This window comes from Pseudomonas sp. H2_D02 (assembly GCF_054677635.1).
This window is the reverse complement of the sequence record NZ_CP162816.1, coordinates 673596-687228: the sequence shown is the minus strand read 5'-3', so window position 1 is coordinate 687228 and position 13633 is coordinate 673596. Positions and strand designations below refer to the sequence as shown.

The window sequence follows — 13633 nt, the reverse complement described above, 5'->3', positions numbered from 1 at the left end:
GCTAGATGTCCTTAAGTCGCGTCTCGGTCACCGCGGTGCGCAATCTGCACCCGGTGACCTTCTCCCCTTCCCCCCGCATCAATATCCTTTACGGCGCCAACGGCAGCGGCAAAACCAGCGTTCTGGAGGCCGTGCACCTGCTAGGGCTTGCCCGTTCGTTCCGCAGCACCCGCCTCTTACCGGTCATCCAGTACGATCAACTGGCGTGCACGGTGTTCGGGCAGGTGGAACTGGCGGAAGGTGGCCACAGCGCCCTAGGGATTTCCCGGGATCGCCAAGGCGAGTTCCAGATTCGCATCGACGGGCAGAACGCCCGCAGTGCTGCGCAGCTAGCAGAGATTCTGCCGTTGCAGCTGATAAACCCGGATAGCTTCCGCCTGTTGGAAGGTGCACCGAAAATCCGCCGGCAGTTCCTGGATTGGGGCGTGTTCCACGTGGAACCGCGTTTCATGGCGACTTGGCAACGTCTGCAGAAGGCGCTGCGCCAGCGTAACTCTTGGCTGCGACATGGTACACTTGACGCCGTTTCGCAAGCGGTTTGGGACAGGGAACTGTGCCAGGCCAGCGCTGAAATCGATGAATACCGCCGCGCTTATATCAAAGCCTTGAAACCGGTCTTCGAGCAGACCTTGAGCGAACTGGTTGAGCTTGAGGGACTGACGCTCAGCTATTACCGAGGCTGGGACAAAGACCGGGAATTGAGTGCCGTGCTGGCTGGCTCGCTGCAGCGGGACCAGCAGATGGGACACACCCAGGCTGGACCACAACGCGCTGACTTGCGTCTTAGATTGGGCGCACATAACGCCGCGGACATTTTGTCCCGGGGTCAGCAGAAGTTGGTGGTGTGCGCCTTGCGTATCGCCCAAGGGCATCTGGTCAGCCAGGCCCGTCGCGGTCAGTGTATTTATCTGGTGGATGACTTGCCGTCCGAGCTGGACGAGGCCCACCGCCGTGCGCTGTGCCGCTTGCTGGAAGACTTACGCTGCCAGGTATTCATTACCTGTGTAGACCACGAATTATTGAGGGAAGGCTGGCAGACGGAAACGCCAGTCGCTCTGTTCCACGTGGAACAGGGCCGTATCACCCAGACCCACGACCATCGGGAGTGAAGGCATTGAGCGAAGAAAATACGTACGACTCAACGAGCATTAAAGTGCTGAAAGGCCTGGATGCCGTACGCAAACGTCCCGGTATGTACATTGGCGACACCGACGATGGTAGCGGCCTGCACCACATGGTGTTCGAGGTGGTCGACAACTCCATCGACGAAGCCCTCGCCGGTTATTGCGACGATATCAGCATCATCATCCACCCGGACGAATCCATCACCGTTCGCGACAACGGCCGTGGTATCCCGGTAGATGTGCATAAAGAGGAAGGTGTTTCCGCCGCCGAGGTCATCATGACCGTCCTCCACGCTGGCGGTAAGTTCGACGACAACTCCTACAAGGTATCCGGCGGCTTGCACGGCGTAGGTGTCTCGGTGGTGAACGCGCTGTCCGAGGAACTGGTTCTGACGGTTCGCCGCAGCGGCAAGATCTGGGAACAGACCTATGTCCACGGCGTGCCTCAGGCACCGATGGCGATTGTCGGCGACAGCGAGACCACCGGCACGCAGATCCACTTCAAGGCTTCGAGCGAAACCTTCAAGAACATCCACTTCAGCTGGGACATCCTGGCCAAGCGGATTCGTGAACTGTCCTTCCTCAACTCCGGTGTCGGCATCGTCCTCAAGGACGAGCGCAGCGGCAAGGAGGAGCTATTCAAATACGAAGGTGGCCTGCGTGCGTTCGTTGAGTACCTGAACACCAACAAGACCCCGGTCAACCAAGTGTTCCACTTCAACGTCCAGCGTGAAGACGGCATCGGCGTGGAAATCGCCCTGCAGTGGAACGACAGCTTCAACGAGAACCTGTTGTGCTTCACCAACAACATTCCACAGCGTGATGGCGGTACCCACCTGGTGGGCTTCCGTTCGGCGCTGACCCGTAACTTGAACAACTACATCGAACAGGAAGGCCTGGCGAAGAAGCACAAAGTCGCCACTACCGGTGACGATGCCCGTGAAGGCCTGACCGCGATCATTTCGGTGAAGGTGCCGGATCCGAAGTTCAGCTCCCAGACCAAGGACAAGCTGGTGTCTTCCGAAGTGAAGACCGCTGTCGAACAGGAAATGGGCAAGTACTTCTCCGACTTCCTGCTGGAGAACCCGAACGAAGCCAAGCTAGTGGTCGGCAAGATGATCGACGCCGCACGTGCCCGTGAAGCCGCGCGCAAGGCTCGTGAGATGACCCGCCGCAAAGGCGCGCTGGACATCGCTGGCTTGCCGGGCAAATTGGCCGACTGCCAGGAAAAGGACCCTGCCCTGTCCGAGCTGTACCTCGTGGAAGGTGACTCCGCTGGCGGTTCCGCCAAGCAGGGCCGCAACCGCCGCACCCAGGCCATCCTGCCGTTGAAGGGCAAGATCCTCAACGTCGAGAAAGCACGCTTCGACAAGATGATTTCCTCCCAGGAGGTCGGCACGCTCATCACTGCGCTGGGCTGTGGTATCGGTCGCGAAGAGTACAACATCGACAAGCTGCGCTATCACAACATCATCATCATGACCGACGCCGACGTCGACGGTTCGCACATCCGTACCCTGCTGCTGACGTTCTTCTTCCGTCAGTTGCCGGAGCTGATCGAGCGCGGTTACATCTACATCGCCCAGCCGCCGCTGTACAAGGTCAAGAAAGGCAAGCAAGAGCAATACATCAAAGACGACGACGCCATGGAAGAGTACATGACGCAGTCGGCCCTGGAAGACGCGAGCCTGCACCTGAACGAAGATGCCCCTGGCATTTCCGGTGAAGCCCTTGAGCGCCTGGTGAATGACTTCCGCCTGGTGATGAAGACCCTCAAGCGCCTGTCGCGCCTGTACCCACAGGAACTGACCGAGCACTTCATCTACCTGCCGGCCGTCAGCCTGGAGCAATTGTCCGATCACGCTGCGATGCAGGATTGGCTGGCCCAGTACGAAGTACGCCTGCGCACCGTGGAAAAATCCGGCCTGGTCTACAAGGCCAGCCTGCGCGAAGACCGTGAACGTAACGTCTGGCTGCCGGAGGTCGAACTGATCTCCCACGGCCTGTCGAACTACGTCACTTTCAACCGCGACTTCTTCGGCAGCAACGACTACAAGACTGTCGTTTCCCTCGGCGCGCAATTGAGCACGCTGTTGGACGAAGGTGCGTACATCCAACGTGGCGAGCGCAAGAAATCGGTAACCGAGTTCAAGGAAGCCCTTGAATGGCTGATGGCCGAAAGCACCAAGCGCCACACTATCCAGCGATACAAAGGGCTGGGTGAGATGAACCCGGATCAGCTGTGGGAAACCACCATGGACCCGGGCTCGCGTCGCATGCTGAAAGTCACCATCGAAGACGCCATTGGCGCGGACCAGATCTTCAACACCCTCATGGGTGATGCGGTCGAGCCACGTCGTGACTTCATCGAAAGCAATGCGTTGGCGGTGTCTAACCTGGATTTCTGATCCGGTTGTAGGATCCCAGAAAAGCTGGTGTATTTCCCAATATGCTGCTTTGCGCCAGGAACAGGCCAACCCGCGCGGGTTGGCCTTTTTGTTGGCGCGCTGGAGCAATCCTCGTCGCGGATGCACTCCTCATCCGGTTGTGGGTTCCCGATTGTGAGTTCTCATTCTGGGGTGCGACGAAATTTTCTGTAGGTGGTGGTGCCACACCGCCTGTGCGCATTTAATAGAGGTCCACCTAAAATAAATGGACGCTTCAAAATGCGTAATACGATCGCCGCATTTTCAATCAACACTATCTCAAGCATATTGGCCGGCCTCGTGCTTCACTGGATCACCCTTCCGTCCGTCGACGATGTCATTCAACCTGCGACCAAAATGTCTCTATCTGTCACCGAGACTTTAGCTGCGAGATGAAAAGGTGCCGAAAAGGCTGCTTGATTACCTGCTGGCGGGCCAAGGCTCGCCTTCACGCATGCGAGCCAGAGCTAGCAGAGCCATCGCCGATCAAAAGGAATGTGACGTTGCGATCGCTCGATAGAAATCCAGAGGTACAGGCCGCAGGGCTAAGAGTAACGAGCCAGTTCAATTGGTACATACGTCGATTAGAGTGTCGATCTATCGGCGGCGCATCGGCTGGTTAAGAAGAGCAGGCAATGGGGTTTTTTGGATCGCGCATTGAAACAGATAGAAGTAAATGAAACCTGCCAGGAACATGAAGGCTGACAAGGTGGCCATTTCTGCATCCAACGATTTGGATAATAGGTACTGCTTTAGTGTGATTGAACCTAGAACAAGGCCTGCGCAATACATCGCTCCGGTAAATTGATTTGCCAGAAAGCTAAGAATTCCGCTGAAAGTATTATTAGCACTCAGAAGTACCGCTTTGAGTATCGTCCAACCAAGCACGGGTAAGAAAAATTTAATCATAAACAGGAGCATCGTCGTCGAGGCTAATAATTGCAATGGCCCTTCTGCCCACCCCTTGACAGTGCCGTCGGTTTCAATACCGGTATAAAGAATCACGTTGAGTATAAATGCAAACGCGCAACAAATTATCAGACGAAAAGCCTCGCGCTTCAGAGGAGGCATCATAATCATATCTTGAGTCTTTTTGCTTATGTAACGCTTTATGGCATCGTTCATCGGCTCATACACCCTTGCAAATGGAAGGTTAGATTCAGCTTAAAATCTGACGGAATTGAATATGGATAAGTCATATTTGCCATCTCGCTACCCGAGCAAATTTTTGCCGGCCCTCATTCACTATGAAGAATAACGCTTTTATTATTTTTAGATCGAAGTGATAAAAGGGCGGCGTATAAGACGAGATCCAACGTTGACGCCATTCTCATAGCGTAAAAGCGTGTCCTTTACCTCTGAGGCCAGCTTGAAAAAAAGCCATATCTAACAAGCGTCCTTTTGGGTAGGCAAGTCGTAAGTTCTTGGTTTCGATGGTTGGAAGGTCGAATTTCTCCGTCTTGACCAGTTCCATCAACGACGTGAGTGAGCGACCACTGACTTCGGTGAGGCCGCGGTGCGGGTAGAATGACCGTATACCAAGTTTGTAGTAGCGGTCGAGTGCAGGGAACTCACCCCAGACGCCTAGTAAAATTTTACTGATCAAGGTGTCGGTCCAAGACACGTTTCCAGGCATGTCGTGAAAGATCTGAACCACCTCGTCCAGTAGAGCCTGATTGTGCTCAAGGTTGGGTGCTCCCGGTATGAAGTCCTTAGCGCTAAGGTCAAATAGCTCAGGACCCCGGCCTTGGAAAAGACGCATTACCAGTTCCTTCATCAGGTCGAGATTGCTGTTGCGCAGCAGCTCCGAGCGGCCTCGAAACATTCCCCAATTGGCCAGATAGAATCCCACGTGCAATGCGGTAGTGTCGAGGTTGGTCGAATCGGTCAGCGAACTCCAAGGACGCTCCTTACCCCATATATATTCATAGAGAAACTCCCAAGCCATCAGGCGTGGAAAGGGATTATTATCCTTATCAATCTCTAGCGCAGAATAATAGCTCTCAATGTAAAGGCGTGGGTTGAATTCCGGCTCTGATATTTTTTGCATATCCATTTCCTTCCGTGGATTCGTCGATAATGTTGTAAACGCCTTCGGCCCTTGATTAGGTAGTGCCTAGATATAGCTATCCAAGCACTCGTGAGCGCTAATCCACGGGTTTGGCAGGAACGCTTATGGTTTGTTTGATTGAAACCAAGCCGTTAGATAGTTTGCACCGATAGCACCGACAATGGCCGGGAACATAATGGTCCAGAGGGCAAGATGCTTTTGGGCGTTCGATGCTATTTCTCCGGTCAATTTGCCTTGCACCTGCAAAGCTTCAAAGAGAGATACGAAATCAGTCATGATCCCTACCATCAGTGTTGCGTGTATGACCAAGGCAAGTCCAGCTATCAATGTCCAAATGCGCCACGGCTGCATGCCTTTCACTGCACCCAGGATTATAAATGCTGGTGCCACGCCCAGTACGATACCAAGCATGTTCGGTAGACTTTCCACACATACCCCATATATGTCAGATCGATTGTCGCCTAGTACATACCCGACGATTCACTCAAATATATCTTGTCATTAATCAATACCTGTATGCAACAACAGCGTGTATATATATTCAGGATGGCGCATTGATTCTGGAGCAGGTAGATGCATCATTCCATTCCATATTGATAATGTCATCCACGTCGCCCCGGCAATCATGGCTGCATTTGCTTGTTCCACGTGGAACCCATCATTTTGGAAGCGAGAATTTTCGCTTTCGCCAATCCTTTCAAATTGCTGGTTAAGGATATGCATCCGGTTCACGCTGCCCCAACGAAAAAGGCCAACGCTCGTGCGTTGGCCTTCCTCTATTTACTTATCTCGTCCTGCTGCCCCACGAAGCTTATTGTGGGAATCCGCGGCGAAGGAGCTTGCTCCCAATGGGCTGCGTAGCGGCCCCGCTTTTCTCGCGAACGCTTCGCACTGTAGCGCCAGCCAGCTAAAGCCGGACGAAACTCCTCGCCACGGATATACCGAGCTATTCCCTAACTCGCGACAGACGCCTCACTCCCCGCCGCCACACTCTCCAATCGATACCCATAGCCATAGATCGTCAGCAACTGCCAACCCCGATCCGCCGTCAGCCCGAGCTTGTTGCGCAGGCGATAGATATGGGTGTCGAGCGGACGGGACGAGGTCATTTCCTCGTGGGTCCAGAAGCGCTCATAAAAATATTCACGCGACAGCGGCCGGCCCAGGTTGGCGAACAAGCAGCGGGCCAGGCGGTACTCCCGCTCGGTGAGGCTGATGGGAATGCCGGCACGGGTGACGGTCAGTTCGGCATCGTCGAATTCCAGGTCATTGAACACCAGCACCTCGCTGGCCGGAGTGCGTTGCAAGTTGTGGCGGCGCAGCACGGCGGTGACCCGGGCCTTGAGTTCGTTGGGGCGGAACGGTTTGCTGACGTAATCGTCCGCACCGGCGTTGAGGGCCTGGACGATGTCGTGCTCGCCGTCGCGGCTGGTGAGCATGATGGCGGCCGGCGGCGAGTCCATGTGCTCGCGCGTCCAGCGCAGCAGGGCAAGCCCGCTGATATCAGGCAACTGCCAGTCGAGGATCAACAGGTCGAAGGTTTCACGCCGCAGTTGGCGCAGCAGGTCTTCGGTGCGTTCGAAACTGTGCAAGGTCCAGGCTTGTTCGCCCCTGCCGGGGATTTGCTGCAGTGTCTGTTCCACCCGGCGCAGTTCGGCCGGTTCGTCATCCAGTATGGCGACACGCATGACGCGATTCCTTGAACTCGAAAAATAACGGACATCTTCCAGTGGACATGAACGCCCAACCCGATAGCTGAATCGTCCATCCTCCCATCGCTGGCTGAGACAATACCGGCTCGCAACGCGCAGGGAAAGGCAGCCGCACGCCGTCCATCGAGTCCGTTATAGTCTCGGTCCTCGGGCTTGCCTTCCAGGGCCGAGTGTTGGCAATTATCTTCCTCATGTTCCGCCAGGGCCCTTATGAGCAATCCGCGTCGCCGTGAAAGCCGTGAACCGACTCAGGTACAACAATTGTTTCGGCAATTGATGCGAGAGTGGTTTTGGATAAGCCTGCTTCTGTTACCACTGACGGCGCTGATTTCGTTCAGCACGCAAACGGCCCCCAATGGACCAGAAGCTGCATTGCTGTCCATGTGTCTGGTTGGAGCCGTGCTCGGTTTGCTCTTGTTGCGCCCCCGCCTTGCACTGGGGGTCACGCTAGGGGGCATGAGCGTAGCCCTGCTGACCAGCGCACTGTTGGGCGCTCAGGGATGGTGGTGGTCGCCGGTGGCCAGCTTAATGGGAATGCTCTGTGGCTACCTGATCTGGAACTGGCGACGATTGAGCGTGGTGTTGGCTTATTTCGGTTGGGAGTTGGCCCGCCTGGATGCCGAACCGAAAGTATTCCCCGAGCGACGTCGAGCCTCCTATTCTGGAAGTGACCGTTTGCAGGGGCAAATCATGGCACTGGAACAAGCCATGGGCCGGACGCGTGATACCCGTCGTTTTATCGCCGATGGCTTGGAGTACCTGCCGGTGGCCACCATGATCAGTGATCCGCAGGGCAAGATATTGCTTGGCAATCGCAAGGCCCGTGAGTTGTTCGGCCACACCTTGGTGGGCGGTGACGTGATCGAGGAACTGGCCCGCCTGGGGTATCCGCCACTGGACCACAGCCCTGCGCATCGTCTGTCTACCTTGCCGTTGACTGAGTTTCGCGATATCCGAGAGCGCAGCCTGCGCCTCGAACGTGCGGCACTGCTGCCGGTCGAGGGCGACGTGCCCATTGGCTGGTTGCTGAGCCTGACTGACCTGAGTGCCGAGCGCGAGGCTGAAGAACAGCGCGGCGTGATGCTCCGGTTTTTGTCGCATGACCTGCGCGCGCCACATTCGGCGATACTCGCGCTGCTCGACGTGCAGCGACATGAGGCTGGCGCGGACAATCCATTGTTCGATCAGATAGAGCACCAGGTGCGTCGTGCCTTGGATCTAACCGACGGTTTCGTGCAACTGGCGAAGGCGGAGTCAGAGGCCTACCAATTCCGACCGACCTTGTTTGCCATGCTGGTCCTGGACGTGATCGATCAGGCATTGCCCCTTGCCCGGGCAAAAAATATCCAGCTGGAACACGAACTGGAGGATGACGAAGCCATGGTCAACGCCGATCAGCCGCTGCTGACCCGCGCGATATTCAACTTGCTGGAGAACGCGATCAAATACAGCCCGCGCGAAACGCGCGTTTCGCTAACCGTTCGCTGCGTGGAGGGATGGTTGATGTGCGACGTCGTCGACCAGGGCAAAGGCATTGGCGCTGAGGAACTGCCGGAGTTGTTCAGCCAGTATCGACGCTTCTCGTCTGCCCACGGTGTAGACGGCATCGGCCTTGGACTGTCCATGGTCAAGGCGGTCGTGGATCGTCATGGTGGCCAGATCGGATGTCATAGTGAGGTCGGGAAAGGAACGACGTTCAGCTTGCGGTTTCAACTGTTGAGCTGAGCGAAAAATCGCAGTCATCGACGCAATGGCGATGCTGCGATTTGGCAGGTATAAAAACTTATGCACCTTTTCAGCTGTTTTATGTGCTTAAGAAATATGCTTTAAAAACAAAGAGTTAAAAAATAAAAGCAACGAAATCGGATAAAACGGTACACAGGTTATCCACAGTTCTCAAACAGCGAGCTGGTCCGGTGCTGCGGGTGCGGCAGGCGCTGGCGGAAGCGAACCCAGTTCCCTTTGCGTCTGCTCATTCCAAGCCTGTACGCGATCGTTGAGCTCAGCGATCGCGCGGGGCCCAGTGCCCTCTGCGTACATGGGTTTGCCGATAACCACTGTGATGACACCCGGTTTTCTGATCCAGCCAGCCTTTGGCCAGAATTTGCCCGCATTGTGTGCAATCGGCAGCACCGGCAGGGACGCGTTTACCGCCAATGCGGAACCGCTGCGGGAAAACTTGCCGATCGTCCCATAAGGCACACGAGTACCCTCAGGAAAGATCAGCACCCAAACGTTGTCCTTGAGCAGCACGTCGCCTTTTTGCGCGACCTGCTTGAGTGCAACCTTGGGATTGTCGCGATCAATGGCAATCGGACGCAGCATCGCCATGGCCCAGCCGAAGAACGGCACGAACAACAGTTCACGCTTGAGCACCTGGCTCAACGGCTCGAAATAGGCGGAGAGAAAGAATGTTTCCCAAGTGCTTTGGTGGTTGGACTGGATGACACAGGGCCGGTCAGGCACGTTCTCGGCACCCTTCACTTCGTAACTGATACCCAGGAATACCTTGCTTAACCACAAGGCGCAGCGGCACCAGTAAACGTTGATGAAGCGGTAGCGCGTCTTGAACGACATGAATGGCGCGACAAAAAAACTCAAGGTGCACCACAGCAAGGAGCTGGTGCCCAACAGCAGGTAAAAGAGAAAGGTTCTGATGGCCTGCAGTATCGACATAGCGGCGTTTACCATTGCGGGCAAGGCCCGCCTGCTTAAGCGCTTCCCGAACGATCCTTGATCAGGATGTCTAGGGAGCTCTAATTGTGGATAAGTTCAGCGGCAATCGCCGCCAGGTCGTCAAAAATCAAGGTGCCCACCGGTAGGGTCTTGCCCAGAGTCTTCTCGCCTTTCCCGGTCTTTACCAAAACTGGCTGACAATCGACGGCCTTGGCCGCCTCCAGGTCACCGAGACTGTCGCCGACAAACCACACACCTGACAGCGCGATGCCGTAATGAGCGGCGATGGTTTTCAACATGCCTGGCTTGGGTTTGCGGCAATCGCAACCCTCGTCCGGCCCGTGCGGGCAATAGACGATCAAGCCGACCTCCCCGCCCTGCTCTGCCACCAGGTCGCGCAAGCGCTGATGCATGGCATCGAGGACGGCGAGCCCGTAGTAACCTCGAGCAATGCCCGACTGGTTGGTGGCCACCGCCACCGTCCAGCCGGCCTTGCTCAACTGCGCGATGGCCTCGATGGAACCGGGTATCGGCAACCACTCCTCCACCGATTTGATGTAAGCGTCGGAGTCGTGATTGATCACCCCATCCCGATCGAGAATCAGCAGTTTCAAGATTTACCCCAGCAGCGAAATGTCGGCAACACCGAGGAACAGCCCACGCAGGCGCGCCAGCAGTGCATAGCGGTTGGCCCGAACGTTGGCATCTTCAGCGTTGACCATCACCGCCTCGAAAAACGCATCCACTGGCTCGCGCAGTGCCGCCAGGCGCGCCAGGGTTTCGCTGTACTGACGCGCCGCCGCCATTGGCTGGACCGCCTGGTCCGCCTGCTGGATCGCCGAGTACAGGGAAAACTCGTTGGCATTGTCGAAGTACTTGGCTTCGACGGTGGCCGCGATGTTGCCTTCGGCCTTGCCCAGCAGGTTCGATACGCGCTTGTTCACCGCCGCCAGCGCTGCCGCTTCCGGCAATTTGCGGAAGGCTTGCACCGCTTGTACGCGCTGGTCGAAGTCCAGGGCCGAACCCGGTTTCAGGGCACGCACCGACAAGTAGGTCGCCACGTCGACGCCTTCGTCTTCATAACGCGCACGCAGGCGGTCGAAGATGAATTCCAACACTGCATCGGCCAGGCCGGCAGCCTTGACCTTGCTGCCGAACGCATTGACGGCGAAGGCCACGGCATCGTTCAGGTCCAGATCCAATTGCTTGTCGATCAGGATCCGCAACACACCCAGCGCCGCGCGACGCAAGGCATACGGGTCCTTGCTGCCGGTGGGCAGCATGCCGATGCCGAAGATGCCGACCAAGGTGTCGAGCTTGTCGGCGATCGCCACGGCCGCACCGGTCAGGGTGCTCGGCAGTTCAGCACCGGCACCGCGTGGCATGTACTGCTCGTTCAGGGCCAGGGCGACGTCTTGCGGCTCGCCGTCGTTGAGGGCGTAGTAGTAACCGGCGACGCCTTGCATCTCCGGGAACTCACCGACCATCTCCGTGGACAGGTCGCACTTGGACAGGATGCCGGCACGCGCCGCGCGCTGGGCATCGCCGCCGATGCGTGGGGCGATGTACGCCGCCAGTTTCGAAACGCGCTCGGCCTTGTCGTAGACGCTGCCGAGTTTTTCCTGGAACACGACGTTGCGCAGGCGCTCGTTGAAGCTTTCCAGGGGTTGTTTCTTGTCTTGCTTGAAGAAGAACTCGGCATCGGTCAGGCGCGGGCGAACGACTTTTTCGTTACCGGCGACGATCTGCTGCGGATCCTTGCTTTCAATGTTGGCGACCGTGATAAAACGCGGCAGCAACTTGCCTTCGGCGTCCAGCAGGCAGAAATATTTCTGGTTGTCCTGCATGGTGGTGATCAGCGCTTCCTGCGGCACTTCAAGGAAACGTTCCTCGAACGAGCACACCAGCGGCACCGGCCATTCCACCAGCGCGGTCACTTCGTCCAGCAGGTTGGCCGGCACGATGGCGGTGCCTTCCTGCAGGGTCGCCAGTTCTTCGGTGCGCTTGCTGATCAGCTCGCGGCGCTCGTTGGCGTCGGCCAGCACGTAGGCGGCGCGCAAGTCGGCCAGGTAATTGGCCGGCGCGGTAATGCGTACGCTTTGTGGATGATGGAAGCGGTGGCCGCGGGAGTCGCGACCGGCCTTCTGGGCAAGGATCGTACAATCGATGACCTGGTCACCGAGCAACATCACCAGCCATTGGGTTGGACGCACGAACTCTTCCTTGCGCGCGGCCCAGCGCATGCGCTTGGGAATCGGCAGGTCGTTCAGAGAGTCTTCGACGATGGTCGGCAACAGGCTGGCGGTCGGCTTGCCCTTGATGCTCTGGCTGTAGCGCAGCTTCGGACCGCTCTGGTCGATTTCGCTCAGGTCCACGCCGCACTTCTTGGCGAAGCCCAGGGCGGCCTGGGTCGGGTTGCCGTCGGCATCGAACGCGGCCTGGCGTGGCGGACCATCAAGGTTGATGCTGCGGTCGGGTTGCTGGGTTTCGAGGGCAGTGATCAGCACGGCCAGGCGGCGCGGCGCGGCATAGACGTGTTTGGTTTCGAAATTCAGGCCAGCGGCGTGCAGGCCTTTCTCGATGCCGGCCAGGAACGCTTCGGCCAGGGTGTTCAGGGCTTTGGGTGGCAGTTCTTCAGTGCCCAGTTCAACCAGAAAATCTTGAGCACTCATTGTGCAGCCTCCAGCTTAGCCAACACTTCATCACGCAGGTCCGGGGTCGCCATCGGGAAGCCCAGCTTGGCACGGGCCAGCAGGTACGCTTGCGCAACGGAACGCGCCAGGGTGCGCACACGCAGGATGTATTGCTGGCGCGCGGTCACGGAAATCGCCCGGCGTGCGTCCAGCAGGTTGAAGGTGTGGGACGCCTTCAACACCATTTCATAGCTCGGCAACGGCAGCGGCTGGTCCAGCTCGATCAGGCGCTTGGCTTCGCTTTCATAGAAGTCGAACAGTTCGAACAGCTTGTCGACGTTGGCGTGTTCGAAGTTATAGGTCGACTGCTCCACTTCGTTCTGGTGGAACACATCGCCGTAGGTCACTTTGCCGAACGGGCCGTCGGCCCACACCAGGTCGTAGACCGAGTCCACGCCCTGCAGGTACATCGCCAGGCGCTCGAGGCCGTAGGTGATTTCGCCGGTCACCGGGTAGCACTCGATGCCGCCCGCCTGCTGGAAGTAGGTGAACTGGGTCACTTCCATACCGTTGAGCCAGACTTCCCAGCCCAGGCCCCAGGCGCCCAGGGTCGGCGATTCCCAGTTGTCTTCGACGAAACGGATATCGTGCACGAGCGGGTCGAGGCCGACGTGCTTGAGGGAGCCCAGGTACAGCTCCTGGAAATTCTCCGGGTTCGGCTTCAGCACCACCTGGAACTGGTAGTAGTGCTGCAGGCGGTTCGGGTTTTCGCCGTAGCGGCCGTCAGTCGGGCGGCGGCTGGGCTGCACATAGGCGGCGTTCCAGGTTTCCGGGCCGATGGCACGCAGAAACGTGGCAGTGTGGAAAGTGCCGGCGCCTACTTCCATATCGTAGGGCTGAAGTACCACGCAACCTTGCTCGGCCCAGTATTGCTGGAGGGCGAGGATCAAGTCTTGGAAGGTACGCACGGCTGGCGTAGGCTGGCTCACGA

At 57.3% G+C, this 13633-nt stretch carries 12 protein-coding genes; 3 read left to right on the top strand and 9 right to left on the bottom strand.

The window, feature by feature from the left end; translation table 11 throughout:
• Positions 1-5: 5 nt before the first annotated feature.
• Complete coding sequence (gene recF / locus AB4N42_RS03085; RefSeq protein WP_030139022.1) at positions 6-1109, top strand: DNA replication/repair protein RecF; 1104 nt, start codon at positions 6-8, stop codon at positions 1107-1109.
• 5 nt (positions 1110-1114) lie between these two features.
• Positions 1115-3532, top strand: a complete 2418-nt coding sequence (gene gyrB / locus AB4N42_RS03080; RefSeq protein WP_030139021.1) for a DNA topoisomerase (ATP-hydrolyzing) subunit B — start codon at positions 1115-1117, stop codon at positions 3530-3532.
• Between the two features lie 615 nt (positions 3533-4147).
• On the opposite strand, the gene AB4N42_RS03075 is transcribed toward gyrB, so the two are convergent.
• From AB4N42_RS03075 to AB4N42_RS03055, 5 genes are all read right to left on the bottom strand, one after another.
• Positions 4148-4675: a hypothetical protein gene (locus AB4N42_RS03075; RefSeq protein ID WP_217860719.1), complete on the bottom strand. Its 528-nt coding sequence runs from the start codon at positions 4673-4675 to the stop codon at positions 4148-4150.
• Between the two features lie 205 nt (positions 4676-4880).
• A complete protein-coding gene (locus AB4N42_RS03070) occupies positions 4881-5600 on the bottom strand; it encodes a hypothetical protein (RefSeq protein ID WP_198796227.1) in 720 nt (239 codons plus the stop codon).
• A gap of 123 nt (positions 5601-5723) precedes the next feature.
• Entirely contained in the window at positions 5724-6032 is a 309-nt protein-coding gene (locus AB4N42_RS03065; RefSeq protein ID WP_198796138.1) for a hypothetical protein, read from the bottom strand.
• Between the two features lie 90 nt (positions 6033-6122).
• Positions 6123-6344, bottom strand: a complete 222-nt coding sequence (locus AB4N42_RS03060; protein ID WP_198796137.1) for a hypothetical protein — start codon at positions 6342-6344, stop codon at positions 6123-6125.
• A 230-nt stretch (positions 6345-6574) separates the two neighbouring features.
• On the bottom strand, positions 6575-7309 hold the full coding sequence (locus AB4N42_RS03055; protein WP_217860723.1) for a response regulator transcription factor: 735 nt from the start codon (positions 7307-7309) through the stop codon (positions 6575-6577).
• Between the two features lie 234 nt (positions 7310-7543).
• Between AB4N42_RS03055 and AB4N42_RS03050 the strand changes: the two genes are divergently transcribed.
• Complete coding sequence (locus AB4N42_RS03050) at positions 7544-9058, top strand: PAS domain-containing sensor histidine kinase (RefSeq protein ID WP_030139018.1); 1515 nt, start codon at positions 7544-7546, stop codon at positions 9056-9058.
• 171 nt (positions 9059-9229) lie between these two features.
• Here the strand turns inward: AB4N42_RS03050 and AB4N42_RS03045 are convergent, their stop codons facing one another.
• The 4 genes from AB4N42_RS03045 to glyQ all read right to left on the bottom strand — a co-directional run bounded on the left by AB4N42_RS03045 (position 9230) and on the right by glyQ (position 13631).
• Positions 9230-10009 carry a lysophospholipid acyltransferase family protein gene (locus AB4N42_RS03045; RefSeq protein ID WP_217861950.1) on the bottom strand — a complete coding sequence of 260 codons (780 nt, stop codon included), beginning with the start codon at positions 10007-10009 and terminating at the stop codon, positions 9230-9232.
• Positions 10010-10089: 80 nt separating this feature from the next.
• On the bottom strand, positions 10090-10623 hold the full coding sequence (gene gmhB / locus AB4N42_RS03040; protein ID WP_323154769.1) for a D-glycero-beta-D-manno-heptose 1,7-bisphosphate 7-phosphatase: 534 nt from the start codon (positions 10621-10623) through the stop codon (positions 10090-10092).
• 3 nt (positions 10624-10626) lie between these two features.
• Positions 10627-12681 carry a glycine--tRNA ligase subunit beta gene (glyS, locus tag AB4N42_RS03035; RefSeq protein WP_460115857.1) on the bottom strand — a complete coding sequence of 685 codons (2055 nt, stop codon included), beginning with the start codon at positions 12679-12681 and terminating at the stop codon, positions 10627-10629.
• Entirely contained in the window at positions 12678-13631 is a 954-nt protein-coding gene (gene glyQ / locus AB4N42_RS03030; protein ID WP_022641565.1) for a glycine--tRNA ligase subunit alpha, read from the bottom strand. The genes glyS and glyQ overlap by 4 nt, the downstream gene beginning before the upstream one ends.
• Between the last annotated feature and the right edge of the window lie 2 nt (positions 13632-13633).